General features: G+C 69.6%; 19 protein-coding genes. 2 read left to right on the top strand and 17 right to left on the bottom strand.

Annotated features, from left to right (window positions below):
* Positions 1 to 2: 2 nt before the first annotated feature.
* The 11 genes from ASG30_RS18435 to ASG30_RS18385 are packed head-to-tail and all read right to left on the bottom strand — an operon-like array spanning position 3 to position 10,875.
* Complete coding sequence (locus ASG30_RS18435) at positions 3 to 560, bottom strand: carboxymuconolactone decarboxylase family protein (RefSeq protein ID WP_055900094.1); 558 nt, start codon at positions 558 to 560, stop codon at positions 3 to 5.
* Positions 561 to 562: 2 nt separating this feature from the next.
* Entirely contained in the window at positions 563 to 1,540 is a 978-nt protein-coding gene (locus ASG30_RS18430; RefSeq protein WP_055900091.1) for a Bug family tripartite tricarboxylate transporter substrate binding protein, read from the bottom strand.
* Entirely contained in the window at positions 1,537 to 3,180 is a 1,644-nt protein-coding gene (locus ASG30_RS18425) for an AMP-binding protein (protein WP_055900238.1), read from the bottom strand. Before ASG30_RS18425 ends, ASG30_RS18430 begins: the two co-directional genes overlap by 4 nt.
* A 22-nt stretch (positions 3,181 to 3,202) precedes the next feature.
* Positions 3,203 to 3,904 (bottom strand): ABC transporter ATP-binding protein, encoded by a 702-nt coding sequence (locus ASG30_RS18420; protein ID WP_055900088.1) that lies wholly within the window; start codon positions 3,902 to 3,904, stop codon positions 3,203 to 3,205.
* Positions 3,897 to 4,664: an ABC transporter ATP-binding protein gene (locus tag ASG30_RS18415; RefSeq protein WP_082522184.1), complete on the bottom strand. Its 768-nt coding sequence runs from the start codon at positions 4,662 to 4,664 to the stop codon at positions 3,897 to 3,899. The genes ASG30_RS18420 and ASG30_RS18415 overlap by 8 nt, the downstream gene beginning before the upstream one ends.
* Positions 4,661 to 5,641, bottom strand: a complete 981-nt coding sequence (locus ASG30_RS18410) for a branched-chain amino acid ABC transporter permease (protein ID WP_055900083.1) — start codon at positions 5,639 to 5,641, stop codon at positions 4,661 to 4,663. The genes ASG30_RS18415 and ASG30_RS18410 overlap by 4 nt, the downstream gene beginning before the upstream one ends.
* Positions 5,641 to 6,525, bottom strand: coding sequence for a branched-chain amino acid ABC transporter permease (locus ASG30_RS18405; protein WP_055900080.1), 885 nt, complete (start codon positions 6,523 to 6,525; stop codon positions 5,641 to 5,643). Before ASG30_RS18405 ends, ASG30_RS18410 begins: the two co-directional genes overlap by 1 nt.
* 10 nt (positions 6,526 to 6,535) lie before the next feature.
* On the bottom strand, positions 6,536 to 7,786 hold the full coding sequence (locus ASG30_RS18400) for an ABC transporter substrate-binding protein (protein ID WP_055900077.1): 1,251 nt from the start codon (positions 7,784 to 7,786) through the stop codon (positions 6,536 to 6,538).
* Between the two features lie 26 nt (positions 7,787 to 7,812).
* Positions 7,813 to 8,607 carry an enoyl-CoA hydratase/isomerase family protein gene (locus ASG30_RS18395; RefSeq protein ID WP_055900074.1) on the bottom strand — a complete coding sequence of 265 codons (795 nt, stop codon included), beginning with the start codon at positions 8,605 to 8,607 and terminating at the stop codon, positions 7,813 to 7,815.
* A gap of 10 nt (positions 8,608 to 8,617) precedes the next feature.
* On the bottom strand, positions 8,618 to 9,688 hold the full coding sequence (locus tag ASG30_RS18390) for an acyl-CoA dehydrogenase family protein (protein WP_055900071.1): 1,071 nt from the start codon (positions 9,686 to 9,688) through the stop codon (positions 8,618 to 8,620).
* Positions 9,685 to 10,875, bottom strand: coding sequence for an acyl-CoA dehydrogenase family protein (locus ASG30_RS18385; protein WP_055900068.1), 1,191 nt, complete (start codon positions 10,873 to 10,875; stop codon positions 9,685 to 9,687). Before ASG30_RS18385 ends, ASG30_RS18390 begins: the two co-directional genes overlap by 4 nt.
* 148 nt (positions 10,876 to 11,023) lie before the next feature.
* On the opposite strand from ASG30_RS18385, the gene ASG30_RS18380 reads away from it, so the two are divergent.
* Positions 11,024 to 11,707, top strand: coding sequence for a TetR/AcrR family transcriptional regulator (locus ASG30_RS18380; RefSeq protein WP_082522183.1), 684 nt, complete (start codon positions 11,024 to 11,026; stop codon positions 11,705 to 11,707).
* A 188-nt stretch (positions 11,708 to 11,895) separates the two neighbouring features.
* Here ASG30_RS18380 and ASG30_RS18375 read toward each other — a convergent pair whose 3' ends face one another.
* The 3 genes from ASG30_RS18375 to ASG30_RS18365 all read right to left on the bottom strand — a co-directional run bounded on the left by ASG30_RS18375 (position 11,896) and on the right by ASG30_RS18365 (position 18,125).
* Positions 11,896 to 15,342, bottom strand: a complete 3,447-nt coding sequence (locus tag ASG30_RS18375; protein ID WP_156385607.1) for a hypothetical protein — start codon at positions 15,340 to 15,342, stop codon at positions 11,896 to 11,898.
* Positions 15,343 to 15,829: 487 nt separating this feature from the next.
* Positions 15,830 to 17,089 carry an acyl-CoA dehydrogenase family protein gene (locus tag ASG30_RS18370; RefSeq protein ID WP_055900059.1) on the bottom strand — a complete coding sequence of 420 codons (1,260 nt, stop codon included), beginning with the start codon at positions 17,087 to 17,089 and terminating at the stop codon, positions 15,830 to 15,832.
* Between the two features lie 16 nt (positions 17,090 to 17,105).
* On the bottom strand, positions 17,106 to 18,125 hold the full coding sequence (locus ASG30_RS18365) for a phosphotransferase family protein (RefSeq protein ID WP_055900056.1): 1,020 nt from the start codon (positions 18,123 to 18,125) through the stop codon (positions 17,106 to 17,108).
* A 113-nt stretch (positions 18,126 to 18,238) separates the two neighbouring features.
* On the opposite strand from ASG30_RS18365, the gene ASG30_RS18360 reads away from it, so the two are divergent.
* Positions 18,239 to 19,033 (top strand): SDR family oxidoreductase, encoded by a 795-nt coding sequence (locus ASG30_RS18360; RefSeq protein WP_055900052.1) that lies wholly within the window; start codon positions 18,239 to 18,241, stop codon positions 19,031 to 19,033.
* Here the strand turns inward: ASG30_RS18360 and ASG30_RS18355 are convergent.
* The 3 genes from ASG30_RS18355 to ASG30_RS18345 are packed head-to-tail and all read right to left on the bottom strand — an operon-like array spanning position 19,030 to position 21,517.
* Positions 19,030 to 19,926 carry a DMT family transporter gene (locus ASG30_RS18355; protein ID WP_055900049.1) on the bottom strand — a complete coding sequence of 299 codons (897 nt, stop codon included), beginning with the start codon at positions 19,924 to 19,926 and terminating at the stop codon, positions 19,030 to 19,032. The genes ASG30_RS18360 and ASG30_RS18355 overlap by 4 nt on opposite strands.
* Positions 19,923 to 20,702: a 2-keto-4-pentenoate hydratase gene (locus ASG30_RS18350; RefSeq protein WP_162243755.1), complete on the bottom strand. Its 780-nt coding sequence runs from the start codon at positions 20,700 to 20,702 to the stop codon at positions 19,923 to 19,925. The genes ASG30_RS18355 and ASG30_RS18350 overlap by 4 nt, the downstream gene beginning before the upstream one ends.
* Positions 20,703 to 20,707: 5 nt before the next feature.
* Positions 20,708 to 21,517: an enoyl-CoA hydratase-related protein gene (locus tag ASG30_RS18345; protein WP_055900043.1), complete on the bottom strand. Its 810-nt coding sequence runs from the start codon at positions 21,515 to 21,517 to the stop codon at positions 20,708 to 20,710.
* Between the last annotated feature and the right edge of the window lie 82 nt (positions 21,518 to 21,599).

Below are 21,599 nucleotides of genomic sequence, written 5' to 3'. Positions count from 1 at the left end.
CGCTAGCGCTGCGGCGGTGGGTAGTAGGCCCGACTGCCGATGTCGACACCGTCCTGCTCGATCTCGACCTCCAGGTTCTCCAGGACGCGTGACACCATCATGTAGAGGCCGATGGTCAGCAGCAACTCGGTGAGCTGCCGCGGCCCCAGGGACGCCTTCATAGCTTCGAACTGCTCGGGTGGCGCTTTCACCGAGCGGACGACGCTGTCCGTGAAGCGCAGCACCTTGTCCTCCAGGCTGTCGCTGGCTTGAGCAGCCTGCAGGTCGAGCGCCCTGCGGATACGCTCCTCGCTCACGCCCACGTGGCGGGCCAGTCGCTCGTGCTGATGGATCTCGTAGGCCGAGCGGCAATGCGCGCCGACCCGAAGGATCACGATCTCGCGCAGCTGCGGGTCGAGTTCGGTTTTCGTCAGCACCGAGCCGGCCAGCTGCACGAAGCCAGGCAGCAGCGTCGGTGCGTTCGCAAGGACGCGATAGATGTTGTAGGGCGGACGGGTGGCGAGCAGCTCCTGGAGCTCGGGCGCCATCGCCTCCGGTGCGACGGGGTCGATGCGGGCCATGCTCAGTCCAGCTTCAGTCCGATGCGATTGATCACCTTGCCCCAGTAGTCGGTCTGCTCCTGGATGAAGGTGGCGAACTCCTGCGGCGACGTGGCGCGCGGACGCAGGTTCAGCTGCGCGAAGCGCGCCTTCAGCTCGGGCGTGTCGAGCGACTTGCGGATCTCCGCGTTGAGCCTGGCGACGATCGGCGCCGGTGTGCCCGCCGGCGCCACCACGCCGCTCCAGCCCTCGATGGCGAAACTCGGGTAGCCCGACTCGGCGACGGTCGGCACGTCTTCGAGGCCGGCGAGGCGGCTCGGGGAGGTGACCGCGATCGGCTTGAGCTTGCCGCTCTTGATGAAGGCCATGGTCGGCGCGACGTTCTCGAACACCAGCGGCACGTGGCCGGCGATCACGTCGGTGATGGCGGGGCTCGCGCCCTTGTAGCCGACCAGTTGCATCTGCACGCCAGCGGTGTCCTTGAACACCTCCGCCGTCAGGTGCGGCGAGCCGCCCGGAACCGCTGCGAAGTTGTACTTGCCTGGATTGGCCTTGAGCAGCGCGACCAGTTCCTTGACGTTGTTGGCGGGGAACTGGGGGTTGGCCGCGATGATGTTGGGCAGCATCGCGACCAGCGACACCGGCGCGAAATCCTTGATGTGGTTGAACGGCAGGTTCTTGAACAGGTGCGGGTTGATCGCATGGGTCGGGATGGTGCACAGCATCAGCGTGTACCCGTCCGGGGAGGCCTTGGCCACGAAGTCGGTCGCGATGTTGCCACTGGCGCCGGGCTTGTTCTCCACCACCACTTGCTGGCCCAGCCGTTCGCCCAGGTGCTGCGCCAGGATGCGGGCCGCCAGGTCGGTCGAGCCGCCCGGCGTGAAGCCCACGATCAGCTTGATCGGCTTGGCCGGCCAGTCGGCCTGCGCAGCGGCGTGAACGGGGACGAGGCAGGCCAGGGCCAGCGCGGCGAATGCCGTTCGGCGGTCGAATGTCTTCATGCGGATGTCTCCTGTTGCAGTCGATCTCTGACGTCCTTGCGCAGCAGGTCTTTCTTGATCTTGCCGGAAGCCGTCTTGGGAAACTCATCGACGACGATGAGCTTTTCAGGGAATTTCTGGCGGGCCACGCCGGCCGCAGCCAGCGTCCTGCTCACGGCCTGGAGCGACACGTCGGCGCCCGGCTGGGCGATCAGGTAGGCGCAAACGGTCTCGCCAAGGCGGGCGTGCGGCATCGCGACCACCGCCGCCTGCAGCACGCCCGGATGCTCGTGCAGCAGGTCCTCCACTTCCTTGGCGCTGATCTTCTCGCCGCCGCGGTTGATCAGGTCCTTGATGCGTCCGGTGAAGACGATCGCGCCTTCGGGCGTGCGGATGCCGACGTCGCCGGTGTGGAAGAAACCGGAACGATCGAAGGAGGCGGCCGTGTCCGCCGCGTTCGCATAGCCGAGGAACAGGCCGGGGCCGCGCGCGCAGATCTCGCCCTCCGCGCCCGGCGCCACCGGCTCGCCGCCGGCGTCGAGCAGCACCACCTCGTAGTCGATCTCCGTGCCATCGGTCTCGGCGGCCAGCCTGGCCTGCTGCGGCTGGACAAAGCCGAGCGTGATCACCGGCGCCTCGCTCGAGCCGTAGACGCGGAAGGCGCGGCAGTTCTCCAGAACCCGGGCCACGCGGTGGATCAGCTCCGGCGGTACGGCCGCGCCGCCGCAAGGAAAGGTCCGCATGCTGGGCAGGCGCCTGCCCTGCTGCTGGGCCAGGTCCAGCAACTCCTGCAGGAAGGGCGTCGCGCACAGCGTGAAGCAGATGCCGTGGCGCTCGATGAGGTCCGCGGCCTGCGCCGCGTCCCATTTGTCCATCAGGACGCAGCAGGTGCCTTCGAAGAACGGAAACTCGATGCCGTAGGTGTACCCGGTGACATGGGTCACCGGCGAGGGCATCAGGGTCGTGTCGCCGGGCCGCAGGCCCCAATGCCGGCTGGCCATGAAGGTGGAGCGCGCGAGCGTGTTGTGGCTGTGGAGCACGGCCTTGGGGCGGCCGGTGGTGCCCGAGGTGTACAGCATCAGCTTGATCGCGTCGGGCGAGACCAGCGGCAGCTCGGGCAGCGGCGGCGCCTGCGCGAGGAGGTCGCGCAGGTCGCTGCCCGTGCCGTCCGCTCCGCGGACGGTCCACACATGCTGCAGCCCGGGCAGCGAGGGGCTCAGGCGCGCCATCATCTGCGCATAGTCGAAGCCGCGGAACTCCTGCGCGATGAAAATGCCCTTGGCTTGGCTGTCCTGCAGGATCAGCTGCACTTCCTTGTCGCGGTAGATCGGCACGATCGGCACGATCACCAGGCCGAGCCTGCAGGCCGCGAGGTCGATCAGCACCGCCTCGTGCCAGTTGGGCGTCTCGAAGGCGAGACGGTCGCCCGCGCGAAAGCCCTTGCTCCACAAGGCGGCCGCGAGTCGTCCGGATTGCTCCCAGGCCTGTCCGGCCGTCAGCGCCAGATCGCCGCAGACGTGCGTCACGAAGTCCGGCGACCGCTCCGCCAGCCGCCGCGCGCGGTCGGCGATGGTGAGCTCGGCCCACTCCCCGCCTTCCTTCCAGCGCCGGGCCTGCGCCTCATCCCAACGAACTTCGAAGCCGCTGATGTCGTGTCGCATGTCGTCGTCCTGCATGAAGGCGCTACACGGCGAGGTAGCGGGCCTTGAGTTCGGGCTGCGCATCGAACGCGGCCCAGTCGCCCTGGAACACCACGGTTCCGCTGTCCAGGAGATAGACGTACTCGGTGCACTGGCGCGCGTAGGCGATGCTCTGCTCGGCCACCAGCACCGTGAGCCCGAGCTGCTCGCGCGCCCGCTTCACTTCGTGCGCGAGATCCATGGCCAGCCTGGGCGCCAGCCCCTCGGCAGGCTCGTCGAGCAGCAGCAGGGTCGGCGACGCCATCAGGCCGCGGGCCACGGCCACCAGCTGCTGCTGGCCGCCGGAGAGCTGGTCGCCCATCCGGTCCAGGAGGTCGGGCAACAGCGGGAAAAGGCGGCAGACCTGCTCGATGTCCATCACGCGCCGGCCTTCCAGCGCGTGATGCGCCAGCTCCAGGTTCTGCCGCACGCTCAGGCTGCTGAAGATGCGGCGGTCTTCCGGCACCAGGGCCAGGCCCAGGCGGGCGCGGCCACGCGTCGGAACCCCGGTGAGCGAGCGGCCGCCCAGCACGATCTCGCCGCTGCAGGCCGGTCCCGCATCGAGCAGTGCCTTCATGAGCGTGGACTTGCCGGCGCCATTGCGCCCCAGCAGCGCGACGCCGGCACCTGCCGCCACGCTCATGTCGATGCCGAACAGCGCGCGGATGTCGCCATAGCGCGCCTGGAGATTGCGCACTTCAAGCATGGCTGCCCTCGTCGCCAAGATAGACCTCCTTCACGCGGGCGTCGGCGCGGATCTCGGCCGGCGTGCCCGATGCGATCAGCTTGCCGTAGTGCAGCACCGAGATGCGGTCGGCCAGGCCGAACACCACGTCCATGTCGTGCTCGGTCAGCAACATCGAGACGCGGCGTTGCTGCTTCACGCGCAGCAGCATCTGCACCGTGGCCTGCCGTTCGGCAGCCGACATCCCTGCCGTGGGCTCGTCCAGGAACAGCACGGCGGGCTCGAGCGCCAGCACCATCGCCAGCTCCAGCCGCTTGCGGTCGCCATAGGCGAGGGAGCCGGACAGCGCGCGACGGTGGCGCTCCAGGCCGGTGTCGACCAGCAGCTGCTCCATCCGCTGGGCGAGCGCGCCGGCCACCTCCCTGCTGACGGAAGCGAGCGGATTTCCGCGGCGCGTGCGCGCTTCGAGCGCGAGCCGCAGGTTGTCCTGCACGTCGAGCTTGCCGAACACCCGCGCCACCTGGAAGGTGCGGCCGAAGCCGCGGTGCACGCGCTTGTGGGCGGGCAGGCGGCTGACGTCCTCGCCCTGGAACACGACCCGGCCCTGGTTGGCCAGCAGCTCGCCGGTGAGCACCTTGAACAGCGTCGTCTTGCCCGCGCCGTTGGGGCCGATCACCACGTGCGACTCGTCGGCGCCGATGGTCAGGCTGACGTCGTGCAGCACCGCGATGCGGCCGTACGACTTGCGCAGCCCGCTTGCTTCCAGCAATGCGCCGCTCATGGCCTGCCCTTTCCGCGCGTCATGCGCGCCAGCAAGCCCAGCACACCGCCTGGCATGGCGAGCACCACCGAGAGCAGCAGCAGGCCCGTCACGAGGTCCGACACCCCGACCAGCGTTCGCGTCACATAGAACACGGCGGACAGCAGCACGGCGCCGAGCGCAGGGCCCCAGAAATAGGCGCTGCCGCCCAGCAGCGTGTAGAGGATCGGGTTGGTCGAGTTGGACCAGTGCGCGAGTTCCGGCGTCACGATCTGGGCCCAGGGCGCGACCAGCGCACCGGCAGCGGCCGTCATCATCCCGGCGATCGTGAAGATCACGAGCCGGTGCAGGCGCACCGGGATGCCCAGGAACTCGGCCCGCTCCGGATCCTGCTTGAGGGCCTGCAGCGCGCGTCCGAAGGCGGTGCCGATGACGAAGCGGATGGCGGCGATCATGGCGCCGCAGGCGATGACGATGAAGTAGTAGAAATTGTCGCCCTGCCCCAGGTCCAGCCGCGCGGCGCCCAGGGACAACACGGGGCGCGCCAGTCCGCTCAGCCCGTCGTTGCGGCCCAGCATGCCGGTGTTGGTGATCAGCAGGTGCAGCAACTCGGCAAAGGAGAGCGTGAGGATGGCGAAGTAGACGCCTTCGCTGCGCCGAAGGGCGACAGCGCCGACCACTGCTGCGAGCAAGCCGCCGGCGGCCGCGGCCATGATCCACGCCGGCAGGAACGGCCAGCCCAGCGACTGGGTGAACACGGCAGCCGCATAGGCGCCGGCCGCGAAGAACATGGCCTGGCCGAAACTGAGCACGCCCGACAGGCCGAACAGCAGGTTGAAGCTCAGGCCGAACACCGCGTTGATCCAGACCAGGCCGGCGATGAAGATCAGGCCGCGATTGAGCACGCTGGGCACCAGCAGGCCGAGCGCCATCACCACCGCCAGCACGATCCAGTCGCGCCGGGCCGGCCCGCCGAGAAAACTGCTTCGGTGTTCCATCAGTGCTTGCGTCCCATCAGGCCCTGCGGCCGCAGCAGCAGGATCAGCGTCATCGCGACGAAGAATGGCAGGCCGGGCAGGCCCGGCAACACCCACTGGCCGATGGCGTCGATCAGCCCGAGCAGGATGGAGCCGAAGAACGCGCCGCTGATGCTCCCCATGCCGCCGACGATGATCACGCCGAAGGCATAGATCACGAAGGCGCTCGCCAGCGAGGGCGAGAGGGCCTGGTTGGACACCAGCAAGCCGCCGGCCAGGCCGGCCAGGGCGAAGCCGAGGGCGACGGTTGCCGTGTAGACGCGCCGCACGTTGACGCCCAGCAGGGCCGCCATCCACGGATCGGCCGCAATGGCCTTCACCAGCCGTCCCGCCTTGGTCCGGTTGAGGAAGACCTCCAGTGCCACGAAGACGACCAGGCCCGAGGCGATGATGAACAGCGACAGCCGCGGCACGACCGCCGAGCCCATCACCCATGCGCCATCGAGCACCGTCGGCGGCATCACGCTGTGGTATTTCAGGCCCCACACCAGCTTGGTCGAGCCTTCGCAGACCAGCAGCAACGCATAGGTCGCGATCAGGATGTACGCGTCCTCCACGCCGGCCAGCCGCCGCAGCACGAGCCGATCGACGATCAGTCCGAGCACGGCGACCAGCACGCCGGCCGCCAGCGACCCGAACAGGTAGAGCGCGATCGAGTCGCTGGCGCCGATCCACTGCGCGAGCGAGAACGCCGCATAGGCGCCGATCATGAAGAACCCGCCGTGCGAGAAATTCAGGATGTGCAGCGTGCCGAACACCAGCGTCAGGCCGGCGGCCACCAGGAAGGTGGCCATGGCCCAGGTCAGGCTGTTGACAAGGAGCGTGGCGATGTCGGCCGCTTGCATCCCGGGCAACTCAGGCGGTGCGCAGCTTGAGCTTCTGGCCGGGCAGCGGCGGCAGGATCGCGGCCTTGCCGTCGACCTTCACGTACTGCGTGACGGCGTAGCCCTTCTCGGTCTGGGCCGGCTCGATGTAGACCAGTTCCACGTCCTTGACGGCCTGGTTGTCTTCGGCGCGCATGTGGCGCGGGCCGGTGACGGTGTCCCAGGTCAGGCCCTTGAGGTTGGCGATGACGGCCTTGGTGTCGGCCGACTTGCCCTTCTCGATCGCGGTCTTGAGCGCGTAGATGGCGGCGTGCGCCTCGCCGGCCCAGCCGAGCGGCTCGTTGTCCCTGGTCTTGGCCAGGTAGTCGGCGACGAAGCGCTCGCTCATCGGGTTCTTGTTGCCGGCCGGGTAGTAGTGCATGCCGGTCCACTGGGGCGGCAGTTGCTGCTTGAGGCCGCGGGCGACGAGGAATTCGTTGGCCGAATCGCAGACCACCTTGTAGCGCTGCATCAGGCCGAAGCCGCGCGCCTGCTGGAACATGGTGATGGCGTCGCCGCCGTAGGTCGAGTTGTAGCAGCCGTCGGCCTGCTGGCGCAGCGCCGCGGTGATCGCGTTGCGGTAGTCGGAGACGCCGTAGGGCATCAGGATCGGCTCCAGGATCTCGGGCTTCTTCCTGGCGACCTGCGGGTAGAACTCGAGCAGGCCGTCGACGAAGATGCCCCAGGTGGTGCGTCCGTACTCGTGGTCCGGGATCAGGCCGGTCCAGCGCGTGATGTTCGGGTACTTCTCGGCCATCAGCTTGGCCTGGGCCCGGCCGCGCGCGTCGGGGCTGTCGCCGGCGCGGAACATGTTGGCCGAGTAGGCCTCATGGTTCATCTTCTCGGTGCCGGCGCCGCAGGTGATGTGCACGCCGTTCTCCTGCTGCATCACCGGCACCAGCGCCAGCACCACCGCGCTGGAGATGCCGCCGATGTGCAGGTTGACGCCGGCGCCGAGCAACTCGCGCGCGGCAGCCAGTGCCGCGGCAGGGTTGGCCTTGTCGTCGCGGATCTCCAGTGCGACCTGCCGGCCCAGGATGCCGCCGGCCTTGTTGATCTGGTCGACGGCGACTTCCGCGCCGTTCTTGACGTAGGTGCCGATGAACTCCTGCGGCCCGGACAGCGGCGTGATGAGGCCGATCTTCAGCGGCCCGCCCTGGGCCCGCGAGAGGCCGGGCAAGGCGAGGCTGGAGGCGGCGACAGCGCCGTACTGGAGGACATGTCTGCGGTTGAGTTGGCTCATCGTTCGACTCTCTTTGTTGATCGGGTTCAGTGGCCGGTGAATACGGGTTTGCGTTTCTCGCGGAATGCCTTGACCGCCTCGGCGTGATCGGCGGTGCGGTTGGACAGGCACTCGTACGCGATGCCAGCGTCGAAGTGCGCGTGGAAGAGCGCCTTCAGTGGCAGGTTGGTGGCGACCTTGCTCCAGCGGATCGCGCGGGTCGCGCCCGCCGCCAGCTTGCGGGCAAGCGCATCGACGGCGGCGTCGAGTTCGGCGCGCGGCATCACCTCGGTCACGAGGCCGATGCGTTCGGCCTGGGTCGCCGTCATCAACTCACCGGTGAGCAGGTACTTCTTGGCCTTGGCGTACCCGACGATCTGCGGCCAGATGAACGCGCCGCCGTCCCCTGCGACCAGGCCGACGCTCACGTGCGGGTCGCCGATCTTGGCTTCCTCGGCGCACAGGATGATGTCGCACAGCAGCGCGAGGCTGGCGCCCAGGCCGGTCGCATGGCCATTGAGCTTGCAGATCAGGGGCTTCTCGAGATCGAGCTGCGAGAAGACGATGTCCTTGCCTTCGCGGGCGGTGCGCTCGAATTCCTCGGGGTCGTCGATGCTCTCCTGCATCCAGTCGATGTCGCCTCCGGCGCAGAACGCCGAGCCGTTGCCGGTGAGGACGACGATGTCGCTCTCCGGGTCGCGCTGCGCGTCCTCGAACACGCGCGACAGCTCCAGGTGCAGGCGGCCGTTCACGGCGTTGCGCTGCTCGGGACGGTTCAGCGCGATCGTCAGCACGCGGCCGTCGCGGCGCAATTCAAGGCACTTGTAGTCTTCGAAGTTCATTCAGGGGACCTCAGCGGATGGAAAGGGCGGCGGCGAACTGGCGCAGGTGCTGCTCGTGGCCGCCGGAGAGCTGGTCGTCCGCGATGACCCGGCGCAGGTAGTGGCTGAGTGCGTATTCGTCGGTGATGCCGATGCCGCCGTGCAGCTGCACCGCCTCCTGCAGCATCAGCCTGGACTGCTCGCCCACGAAGGCCTTGGCGCCATGCACGTCGCGTGCAGCAGACTCGGGCTGCGCCTGCAGGGACTGCGTCGCCTGCGCCAGCACGGCGCGGCATTCGCTCAGGCGGATGGACATGTCGACCGCGCGGTGCTGGATGACTTGCTGGGTGCCGATCGCGGCGCCGAATTGCCGACGAGTCTTGATGTAGTCGAGCGTCAGCGTCATCGCGGCCTCCATCGCGCCGACCGCGTCGGCGCACAGGGCGAGCGCCATGAGCAGCGCGGGATGCGGACTGTCGCCGGCGTCGAGCGCTTCGCCCCGACACCCCTCGAACTCCAGCGTCGCGCCGCCGCGGCCATCCAGCAGCGGATAAGTGTTTCGCTTCATGCCGGGTGCATCCGGCTCGATCCAGTACCACCGGCGGCCGCCGGCCTCGCCGGCCTGCACCAGCAGCGCGTCGGCGATGTCGCCGTCCAGCACCACGTCCTGTCGGCCGTGCAGCTGGCCCGCGTGGACCTGCACGGGCACCGCCGGTCGCGCGAAAACGCAGGCGACGCGCACCGCGCCCTCGTTCATGGGTGCGAGCCAGCGCCCGCGCTGTTCGGCGCTCCCATGCCGCATCACGATGTCGGGCGCAATGAACCCGGAGGAAAACAGCGGCTCGTTCACGAGCGCCTGGCCGGCCGCCTGGGCAAGCAGCGCGATGGAGCTGACGCGAAGACCCAGGCCGCCCTCCTGCTCCCCGATGGCCACGCCGAGCCAGCCCATGGAGGCCATCTCGTTCCAGGCCGACGCGCTGAATCGCCGCTCGCCGGCAGGCAGCTTCTGGCGCTGGTCGAAGGCATGGCGCTCGCGCGTGTAGCGCTGCGCGGCCTGCGCGAGGGCGGCGTCGGTCTCGTCGAAGTATTCGTCGCGCTTCACAGTCCGAGCTCCGCCTTGGCAATGATGTTGCGCTGGATCTCGTTGGACCCGCCGTAGATGGTGGCCGCGCGGCCGTGCAGGTATTCGCGGATGAAGCCGGGCGTCTGCGCCGGGCCGGCGTGGCTCTCGGCGCGCTCGGCATTCACCTGGGCCGGGTCATAGGCCAGCGCCTGCGGCCCCAGCCATTCCATGGTGGCCTCGGCGATCGCCTGCTGCAGCTCGGAGCCGCGGATCTTCATGATCGAGGCCTCGGCGCCGGGGGGCGCGGCCGGATCCATCTGGCGGGCCGCCTGCAGGCAGAAGGCCCGCAGGGCGTGAAGCTTGAGTTGAAGCTGCGCGATCCTGCGCCGGAACACGGCTTGTTCATCCGGGCGGTCGCCGCCGGCTTCGACCATCGTGTTCAAGTGCTCGAGTTGCCGCATCGACTTGCCCGTCTCGGCGGCGATGACGCGCTCGTTGCTCAGCAGGAACTTGGCGTATTTCCAGCCGCCGCCCTCCTCGCCCACCAGGCTGGAGAGCGGCACGCGCACGTCGTCGAAGAACACTTCGTTGACGTGGTGGCAGCCGTCCATGGTCTTGATCGGCCGCACGGTGATGCCGGGCGTCTTCATGTCCACCAGCAAGAAGGAGATGCCCTGCTGGCGCCTTGCTTCCTCGCTGGTGCGCACCAGCAGGAAGATCCAGTCGGCCCACTGCACGTAGCTGGTCCAGATCTTCTGTCCGTTGATGACGTAGTGGTCGCCGTCACGCGTGGCGCGGGTCTTGAGCGCGGCCAGGTCGGAGCCCGCGCCCGGCTCCGAATAGCCCTGGGCCCACCATTCGGTGCTCGCCAGGATCGGAGGCAGGAAGCGCTCCTTCTGCGCCGCGGAGCCGAAGGTGAAGATGACGGGGCCGACGTAGCTGATGCCGAACGGGATCAGCCAGGGGGCGCCACCGACGGCCGACTCTTCCTCGAAGATGAACCGCTGCATCGGCGTCCAGTCGCAGCCGCCCCATGCCTTGGGCCAGTGGCCCGCGACCCAGCCGCGCGGAATCAGGGAGTGCAGGAAATCGAGGTAGTCCTGCTTTTCCAGGTACAGCCCGGCGCGGACCTTGGCCCGCACGCGCGCTGGCAGCTCGCGCTCGCAATAATCCCGCACCTCGGCGCGAAACGCCGATTCGGCTTCCAGGAGGTCGGTGGGGATCATGGTTATTCCGCAGTGCCGGGTCGAGCGAGGTGTTTAAAAATGAACCGTGGTTCAGAATTCATTATTGGTCGTTTGCCGACGGACGGCGCTAGGGTAAACACCAGCGGCGAACCTCGGCGGTGCGGCTGCTGAGCAGGGGAACAGTGCGATGGCAGACAAGGCAGTGACCGAGCCGGGGGCCGACCGGCCGGCTCGCAAGCTCTCCGACGGGGCGCTGCGGGCGCGCGCGGAAAAAGCGGCGCGGGTGCGCGACCAGCTGATGGTTTCGGCCGCGCGCGTGGTCGGCGACCATGGCTACCGCGATGCGTCGGTGCAGCGGATCACCGCCGACGCGGGGCTGGCCCAGGGCACCTTCTACCTCTACTTCGCCTCACGCCAGGCGCTGTTCGACGAACTGCTTCCGCATTTCGGGCTGCAGATGCTCGAGCAGGTCCGCTTGCGGTCGGAGGACGTGCACGGCTTCCTCGAACGCGAGGAGATGGGCATGAAGGCGGTGGTGGAGTACCTGCACGAGAACCCCTGGTTCTGGCGCCTGCTGAACGAGGCGGAGGTGGAGGCGCCGGTGGCCTGGCAGCGCCACCACGAAGAGGTGACGCGCCGCTACGTCAGCTTCCTGAAGCGCGCACGCGCCGCGGGCGACCTCACGGGGTACTCGGTTGCGGAGCTCGCGACGCTGGCGCAGCTGCTGGTCGCGGCGCGCGACTACATCTACCGGACCCACCTCACCACGCACGGCCGCGGCAAGAAGGTGCCACCGGCGGTGCTCAAGACCTATCGCAAGTTCATCGAGAACGGTCTGGCCCCGCGTGACCCGGAACCGCCTGCGGGCTGAACGGCACTCGCCGACGGGCCGGATCTGCCCTCCGACTTCAAGGGCGACTCCCGGTTCGAAAGAGGTGGACTCCGGGCGTGGGTCGCTCCGGATGGCGATGCAGCATGCGCTGGCCCTGCGCAGGCCGACAGCTGCAACCCGGACGGAACAACGAAGCCCCAGGCGGCTGAGGTTCTCAGCGTTGCCGCCTACTGCACGTTGGCACTGACAGAAGCATTGGCATTGATCGTGAAGGTGCAGGTCCTGGTCTTGTTGCCGCCGCTGGAGCAAGCACCGGACCAGATCACATCGCGGCCGTTCGAGGCGCTCAGCGAGACCGACGTTCCCGTGGCAAAAGAGGCCGAGCCGCTGCTGCCGACGTTGACATTGATGCCCGCAGGACTGGATGTGATGCGCTCCCCGCTGCGCCCGCTCGCACTCACCGTCAAGGTCACACTGGTGCTGGGCGGGCTGACCGTGAGCGTCGCCGTCCTGGTGACACCGCCAAGCACGGCGGAGATGGTCGCCGCAGTCGCGGCCGTGACCGCGCTTGTCGTGACGGCGAAACTGGCGCTGCTGGCACCCGCCGGCACGGTGACACCGGCGGGGACGCCGGCCACTGCCGGGTTGCCGCTGGCCAGGGCCACGAACGCACCGCCCGAGGGTGCCGCTGCAGTCAGGCTCGCGGTTCCGGTCGCAGAGGCCGGGCCGACCACGCTGGCGGGGTTCACCGACACGGAGGACAGGCTCGCTACGGCCGCAGTCGTGGCCGCCCGCGGCTCGAAGCGCCGCGTACTGGAGAACGGACCGAACACACCCGCCGAGTTCTGCGCCCGCACGCGCCACCACAAGCGTTGCGCGGGCAGGCCGTCGATGGTCGCCTGGGAGACGTTGACCACGCGGCTCGCCCTGAAGGGCGCCGCCATGGTCGAGGAATCGTCGATCTGGATCTCATAGCTGGTCGCGTTGGCGACGTCGCTCCAGTCGAAGGTTACGGGTTGCGCCGGCCTTGCGTCGTTGGCCGGAGACAGCAGCGTCGGCGCCGATGGCGCCTCCGGCGTCGGCGCGGTCGGCGGATTCACCGTGAGCGCGGCAGTACGCGTTGCGCCGCCGAAGACCGCGGAGATGGTTGCCGCCGTCGCGGCCGTGACCGGGGCCGTCGTGACCGTGAAACTGGCGCTGCTGGCACCGGCGGGGACGGTGACGCTGGACGGCACGGTGGTCGCGGCCGAGTTGTCGGACAGCGTCACCACCGCTCCGCCGCTTGGCGCGGCGCCGCTCAAGGTCACGCTTGCGGTCGAAGACGTACCACCCGTGACGCTGGCGGGGTTGAGGCTCACTGCCGAGAGCGTCGGCCCGGCCGGCGGTGCGGACGGGCCCACGGTGAGCGCCGCGAACTGAAGCATGCTGTCCAGACCGGCGGAGAGCTGAACGGTCGTCAGCGCGCTGGGAAAGGTGGTCACCGTGAAACTGGCGCTGGTGGCCCCGGAGGGAACGGTGACGCTCGCCGGCACGCTGGCCGCCTGGGGAAGGTTGCTCCACAGATTGATCGCGACCCCGCCGGCCGGCGCGGCGCTCGCCAGCCGGACGGTGCCCGTCGCCGAACTGCCTCCAGCGACACTGGTCGGGTTCACCGTGAGCGAGGTCAGCGCCGGCAAGGCGGGATACAGCGCCAGCGGGACGGACCGAGTCACGCCGCCGCCGGACACCGAGATCGTCACGACGGCCTGCGCAGTCACCGGGGCGGTGGTGATATTGAAGAAGCCGACACCGCTGCCGGCGGAAACCGTCACGACGGCCGGCACGCTGGCAAGCGCCGGGTTGCTGCTCGTCACCTGCAGAAGCTGGTCGAATCCCGTGCCCTCCGCGGCGGTGACGACGCCCTGGGATCCATTGGTCGTCGACATCGGCCGGACGAAGAACGATGTGGGCGCCGCGGCGGGTTCCAGCGTGATCGGCCACTGCGTCGTCACGCCGCCCGCGCTGGCGGTGACGGTGACCACCGTGCTCGTCGGCACCGGGCTCGTCTGGATGGAGAACCCGGCTCCGATGGAGCCGGCCGGAATGGTGACCGAATTGGGGACGATGGCAGCCGCAGAGTTCGTCGAGAGGTTCACGATGAATCCTCCCGCCGGGGCTACGCCGGGGAAGGCGCCACCCTCCAGATCCACATAGCCGGACATCGTTGCGCCGCCCGTGGCGCGGGTCGGACCGGACTGGAGCGGATCGTCGTTGAGGGTCGGCGGCAGCACGGTCAGCTGGCGCGAAAGGGATGCGCCATTGAGCGTCGCGGTCAGCACCACCGGCGTCGGGGCGGTCACCTGCCCGATCGGAATCGCAATGCTGTTCTCGGCGAAGCCAGCGCCTACCGTGAGCGTTGCCGGCACTGGCACCAGGCCCGGGTTCGAGCTGGTCAGGGCGACCGTCGCCCCGCCCGTCGGCGCCACGGCAGTGAGCTGGACACCGACATGGCGGCCAGGCCCGCCGTACACGGACTGCGGCAGGGCGCCGCCCACCGTCGTGATTGCCACAGGCACGGGCGGCGCGGCGCTGACCGTGAATCTTCCCGTCGCGGACCATTCGGTGTTGGCGTTGGTGGAGGCGCCGGTGCGTGGATCGAGCGAAGACAGGCCATGCTGCGAGAGCACGCGCCAGAACTTGGGCCCCGGCGTGAGCGGCGGCAAGACGGCGAACGGCTCGGTGTTCTGGTTGTAGAACGCCTCGATGGTCGAGAACGTCGAGTCCTTGGCAACTTCCCAGACATAGCCCGCGGCCTGCGGGTTGGGGACATGCTCCCACCTGAGCGTGATCGGAAGCGTCAGCGTCTCGCCATTCACGGGCGACACCAGCACCGGCGGCGGCCCGATGGGGTTGTTGTAGAAGACGGAGTACTGGATGACGTTGGACGGCAAGCTGCGGATGCCTCCGGCGAAATCCGAGTCCGTGGCGAAGACGCGCGCATAAAAGATGCCCTCACCCAGGCTGGGGTGGTGCACGAAGCCGTCGGTGGTCGCGCGGATGTTCTCGTTCCAGAACGTCACAACGCCCGGGGTGCCCAGCGGGAAGCTGGGATCGCTCGAGACCTCCAGGCGGTAGGTCGGGGCACCTGGAACGGCGCTCCAGCTGAAATGCACGCTCTCGTACGGATGGAAGGTCGAATACCCGCGCGTGGGCCCGAGCACGGGTGTCCCCGGCGTGCCGGCGCCGGCCCCGGTGACATTGAAGCTCTGCGGCGGCGACCACGCGCTCTGTTCGCCCGCGCTGCTCACCGCCTGGACCTGCCAGAAATAGAGGGCAGGCAAGAGACCGCTGAGGGTGTCCTGCGTGGTGGTTCCGCTCGTCGAGTCTGCGAAGACCAGGGGCGCCATGCCCGGTGAGGGGCTGACTCTCCAGTTGTAGCCGGCGATCGCAGCGCCGTTCGGGTCGGTGACGGCTGACCAGGACATCGTGGCGGGAACCGTGACGTTCGCGCCGTTGACGGGACCGAGCGGCGTTGGCGCAGGCGGGGCGGCAGCGGCCATGCCCCCGCCAAGGAGGCCGAGAACAACGATGAAAAGCGCGCTGACCCGCTGCAAGGCGCCAAGCCAGCTCGAATGCTTCACTTTTGTGAAAGGAGCCAGGCGCCACCGCATCAGCGCCAGGGTCATCGCGGTCAAGGCCCTCTCGGTCGAGGACCTGTTCATAGCGTCTCTGGAGATCATTGGCTTCTCCCAGAAATCTCCGCCCGCTCGCCAGTTCTGCCGCCGCCTTCGCGGCCTGGCAGGAGATGGGCTCCGTCTCAGGCCGCGGGTGGCTTGCATCAGCCGTGCCCGCTTTCCCCGGAGGACCTCATCCAGCCCTTTGCCGCGCAGAGGCGGATACACCGACCGTCGCGGTCGATCAACTGATCTGTCGAGTGGGGGAAGTGCCGCAGCGGTTTGGGCAGTTCACCCACCATTCGAGTTCAGCGCGTCAGCGCAAGCCTGTGCGCTCGAGGGCACCGACGACTGCCGGCCTGGTCAATGCTCCGGGCGCCCCCAACCAGCGGCCGTACAGTCCGCCAATTGGTCCGCCAATTGGTCCGCCAGAATACAAAGCGGCCCATCCATAGTTCGAGCCGATGAACATCCGACGAGAGTCTCTGCTGTTCAGAACGGCACGCCGCTAGCCCGAGTTGGTGCGCCCGCGGTAGTACGCCGCCGTGCTCCCCAGATTCTCCCGCGCTTTGGCCAGTTCGGCCCGCGCCACGCTGCGCAGGTGGACCTCATCCGGCCCGTCCAGGAAACGCATCGCGCGCCCCCAGGACCAGAGATAGGACAGCGGCGTGTCGGGCGTGAGTCCCATCGCGCCGAACACCTGCATCGCCCGGTCCAGAACACGCGTCTGCAGCTGCGCGGCCACCAGCTTGATGGCGGACACGTCGATGTGCGCCGCCTTGTTGCCGAAGCTGTCCATCTTCCAGGCGGCCTGCAGCACCAGCAGGCGGGCCTGGTCGATCTCCACGCGCGACTGGGCGATCCAGTCCTGCACGTTGGCGAAGTCCGACAGGTGCTTGCCGAAGGCGCGCCGCGACAGGGCGCGCTCGCACATCAGCTCCATCGCCAGCTCGCACTGGCCGATGGTGCGCATGCAGTGGTGCACTCGCCCCGGGCCCAGGCGCGCCTGCGCCAGGGCGAAACCTTCGTTCTCGCGGCCCAGCAGGTTGGTCACCGGCACGCGCACGTCGGTGTACGTCAGCTCGCAATGCCCCTCGGGGGCGTGGTGATGCATGATGGGCACGTTGCGCACGACTCGCAGGCCCGGCGCCTCGAGCGGCACGATCACCATCGAGTGCCGCTGGTGGCGCGACGCCCCCCCGCTCTCGTCGGTCACGCCCATCACGATGGCGAACCGGCAGTTCGGATGCAGCGCGCCGGTGGTGAACCACTTGCGCCCGTTGATCACGTAGAAGTCGCCATCGCGCCGGATGGTCGTCTCGATGTTGGTGGCGTCCGACGAGGCCACGTCCGGCTCGGTCATCGAGAAGCACGAGCGGATGCGGCCGTCCAGCAGCGGATTGAGCCAGTGCTCGCGCTGCTGCGGCGTGGCGAACAGGTGCAGCAGCTCCATGTTGCCGGTGTCGGGCGCGTTGCAGTTGAACACCTCGGAGGCCCAGGGGATGCGGCCGATGATCTCGGCCAGCGGCGCGTACTCCAGGTTGCTCAGGCGCGTGCCCGGCTCGTCTTCGCGCAGCGCCGGCAGGAACAGGTTCCACAGCCCGGCCTGGCGCGCCTTCTTCTTCAGCGGCTCGACCACCTCGCTCGGGTAGGTGCCGGTGGCGGCGATGCGCTCGAACTCGCCGTCGCGCGGCAGCACCTCCCGGTCCATGAACTGGCGCAGCGTGCGCTGCATCTGCTGCGTGGCTTCGGGAAACTGGAAATGCATGGGAAGGTCCTTCTTTTCAGAGCTGCGGCACGCAGGTTTCGATGGCCTCGAGCCCGCGGCCGGCCAGGGCCACGGCCAGCACGCCGACTTCGGCGGCGTTGTCGGACGCGGCGGTGCCACGCGCGGCACGCGCCGCGATGCCGGCGAAGATCACGGACCAGCGCATCAGCGCGAAGGCCCAGTGGAAAGGCGTGGCCTGCCGGGCGGGGTCGGTGCGACCCGAGCGCCGGTAGTAGTGCGCCAGGTACTCGTGCTCGCCCGGGATGCCCAACGCCTGCAGGTCCAGCCCGCGGATGCCGCCGTATTCGGAGGGCAGCGTGCGCCAGGCCACCGTGTTGAACGCGACGTCGGCCAGCGGATGGCCCAGCGTCGACAGTTCCCAGTCCAGCACGGCCACCACGCGCGGCTCGGTGGGATGGAACAGGAGGTTGTTCAGCTTGAAGTCGCCGTGCGCGATGGCCGTCTCGTCGTCCTCCGGCAGGTGCGCACCCAGCCAGGCCAGCAACTCGTCGATGGCCGGGATCGGCTCGATGCGCGACAACTCCCACTGCTGCTGCCAGCGCCGCAGCTGCCGCTGGAAGTAGCCGCCCGGCTTGCCGAAGTCCGCCAGTCCGGCCGCGCGCCAGTCGACCGCGTGGAGCGTGGCTAGCGTGTCCGCCATGGCGAAGTAGATCGCGCGCCGCTCGGCAGGCGTGACGCCGGGCGCCGCGTTGTCGTTGAAGACGCGGCCCGGCACCCGCTCCATCACGTAGAAGGGCGTGCCGATCACGTCCGGCTCCGCGTGGTACAGCAGGACCGGGGGCACCGGCAGGTCGGTCGCGGCCAGGGCCTTCATCACCCGGTACTCGCGGTCCACCGCATGGGCCGAGGGCAGCACGTCGCCCGAGGGCTTCTTGCGCAGCACCAGCTCGCGGTTGTCGAATGAGACGAAGAAGGTGGGGTTCGACTGGCCGCCGCCGATCTTCTGCAGCCGCAGCTGCCCGGCCAGGCCGGGGATCTCCCGGCGCAGGAAGGCATCGAGTTGTCGCGTTTCCATGGTGCTCCCATGGTGGCAGTGGCGCGGGCGTGCGTATTCGTCGCAACGGACGATTGCGGGCCGCGGGGGTACCACTACCCTCGCCCGCATCCCTGAACCCCCCGGAGGTCGCCTTGTCCCCTGCCCGCACCGTTTCCCAACTGCACGACCTGACGGGCCGCACGGCGCTGGTCACGGGCGGCTCGCGCGGGTTGGGCCTGCAGATGGCTCAGGCCCTGGCCGAGGCCGGCGCGCGGGTGCTGATCTCCTCGCGCAAGCAGGGCGACCTGGACGATGCGGCGGCCACGCTGCGCGCCGACGGCCACGCAGTGGACACCTTCGCGGCGGACGGCCGCGACGACGTCCAGGTGGGCGCGCTGGTGGACCACGCGTTGGCCACGCTCGGCCCCGTCGACATCCTGGTCAACAACGCCGGCGCCACCTGGGGCGCGCCGGCGCAGGACCATCCCCTGGACGCCTGGGACAAGGTGATGGACCTCAACGTGCGCGGCGTGTTCCTGCTGTCGCGCGAAGTGGCCCGCCGCAGCATGATCCCGCGCGGCCAGGGCCGCATCGTCAACGTCTCCTCCATCGCCGCGCTGGGCGGCAGCGGCAGCATGCAGGCCGCCGCGTACCACGCCAGCAAGGGCGCGGTGGCCAGCCTGACGCGCGCGCTCGCCTGCGAATGGGGGCCGCACGGCATCAACGTCAATGCGATCCTGCCCGGCGTGTTTCCCAGCCGCATGGCGCGCCACCTGCTGGCGCCGGGGACCATCGAGCCCATCGTCGCGCAACTGCCGCTGCGCCGCGTGGGCGACGACGAGGGCCTCAAGGGCGCGGTGCTGCTGCTCGCGTCCGACGCCGGCAAGCACATCACCGGCGTGCTGCTGCCGGTGGACGGCGGCGCTTCCGCCGTCGTCGGGGCCTAGCCGCCGCGCCCGGTGCCCAGCCGCGTGCCGGCCAGCACCATGGCCAGCGCCAGCAGGTGCCAGCCGGTGAGCGGCTCGCCGAGGAAGACCACCGCCGACGCGATGCCGAAGATCGGCACCCAGTAGAGCCACATGGAGGCGCGCGCCATGCCGATGGCGGCGATGGCGCGGTTCCACATCAGGTTGCCCATGCCGGTGGACAGCGCGCCGGACAGCAGCACGGCCGCCCACAGCCAGCCCGCCTCCACGGCCCGCGGTGCCTCGCCGTTCCACAGCGCCGCGATGGCGGTGTGCACCAGCAGGCAGGCCGCGCCCACCGCGTGGATGATGAGGCTGACCACCACGGCATCGACCTGCACCAGCAGGCGCTGCGCCACCACCGCGCCGATGGCGAACAGCAGCACGCCACCCAGCACCATCAGGTCGCCGATGCCGCTGCCGGCCAGTTGCGCGGACGGGCGGTTCAGGATCGCCAGCGCCACGCCGGCCAGCCCGATCAGCACGCCCAGGAACCGTCGTCCGCCGAGCCGCTCGCGCAGCAGCACCAGGGCGAGCAGCGCCGCCAGCAGCGGGTGCAGCGCGGTGATCAGCGCGCCATTGGTGGCGCTGCTGCGGCGCATGCCCTCGGCGAACAGCCACTGGTTGAGGTACACCATCAGCAGCGCGCACAGCAGCAACTGGCGCCATTGCGCGGGCTGCAGGCGGGCCACCAGGGCGCGCCCGGGCAGCAGGCAGGCCAGCGACACCACGGCCGCCAGCATGCGCAGCCCCGACAGCAGCACGGAATCGAAGTGGCCGGTCAGCCACTTGAGCACCGGCAGGTTGAGCCCCCACACCAGCGTCGTGAGCAGCAGCATGCCCTGCACGCCGGTGGGCGGGGCCGCGGGCTTCACGTGAGGGTGAGCGTCACCGACCCCAGGGGCCCGAACTCCGCGACGAAGCTTCCGGCGCCCGGCGCCGGCCAGGGCGCGGTGCAGGCGCCGGTGCTCAGCAGCGTGCCCGCGCGCAGCACCTCGCCGCGCGTGGCAGCTTCGGTCGCCGCCAAGGCCAGCGCGTGCAGCGGGTCGCCCAGCACGGCGTCGCCGCTGCCCTCACGGATCACCTCGCCGTCGCGCGAGAGCGTGACCGGCAGCGTGCGCAGGTCCAGCGCGCGCCAACCGGCGCAGTCGGTGCCGCGCACCCAGTCGCCGGCATAGGCCAGGTCGGCCACGATGGCGCAGGCCGGCGCCTCGGCCCACTGTGCGTAGCGACTGTCGGCGATCTCGATGCAGGGGAATGCGGCGGCGATCGCGTCGGCCACCGCCTCGCGGGGGGGCGCGCCGTCGCGCGCGTCCAGGTCGGCGCCCAGCACGAAGCCGATCTCCGCTTCCAGGATGCAGGCAAAGAAGCGGCTGCGCGGCAGCACGACGCCGCTGGCATGGCTGCGCCCGCGAAGGATGGGGCCCAGCAGCGGCGCCTTGAGCCCCAGCCGCTCCAGCGCGGGCGCGCTGGTGACGCTCAGCTTGGCGCCGTGGACCGCATCGCCGTCCTGTTGCAGCACGCGCTGCAGGTGGGTGTGCTGCAGCGCGTAGGCCTCGGGCAGGCCGCACTGCAGCTCGGAAGGATGCACGCCGAACGGCGCGCCGCTGCGGCGGGCCTGCAGCAGGCTGCCGATCCAATCGCTGGCCAAGCGCGTCAATCCCGCGGCGGGAAGACCGGGTCCCGCTTCTGCAGGAAGGCCTGCACGCCTTCGCGAAAGGCCGGACGGTCGATCAGCTCGCGCTGGCGCGAACGTTCGTAGTCGAGTTGCTGCGCCAGGTCGTTGCCTTCCGCGGCTTCGTAGGCGGCGCGCGCCTCCAGCGCCGCGCCGGCAGGCAGCTTTGCCAGGCGACGCGCCAGCCCCAGAGCTTCGTCGGCCAGGGAGGCATCGGCCACGCAGGCCCAGGCCACGCCCCAGTCCACCGCCTGCTGCGCCGGCAGCCGGTCGCCCAGCAGCGTCAGCCCCATCGCGCGCTGGCGGCCCAGGCGGCGCGGCAGGAACCAAGTGCTGCCCATGTCGGGCACGATGCCCAGCCTGGGGATGAAGGGCAGGTACAGGTAGGACGACTGGGCCATCAGCAGCACGTCGGCCGCGAGGGCCAGCCCCGCGCCCGCCCCGGCCGCCGGACCGTTGACGGCGCAGACCACCGGCACCGGCAGCGCACGCAGCGCCAGCACGATGGGGTTGGTGAGTTCGGCCATGAAGTCCGCCGTCCACGCGCCCAGCGAGGGGTTCGCGGCCGCGGCCTGCTGCATCTCCTCCAGGTCCGCGCCCACGCAGAAGGCGCGGCCCGCGGCCGTCAGCACCAGCGCGCGCACGGAGGTGTCGCCGTGCAGCCGCCGCAGCGTGTCCAGCAGCTCGCGCTGCAACGGCATGGTGATGGGGTTGGGCTTGTCCGGGTGCTGCAGCGTGACGGTGGCGATGCCGTCCGCGATGGCGCAGCGCACGAGGGGCGTCTCGGTCATGGGCGTTCTCCTGCGGGCATTCTGCAAGCCCGGCGGCGGCCCCGGTTCGTCCGTTGCGACGATTCCGTTCTCGTCGGTTCGG

The organism is Ramlibacter sp. Leaf400 (assembly GCF_001424545.1).
In the GTDB taxonomy this organism is placed as follows: Bacteria; Pseudomonadota; Gammaproteobacteria; order Burkholderiales; family Burkholderiaceae_C; genus Ramlibacter.
This window is presented reverse-complemented; position numbering and strand designations above follow the sequence as displayed.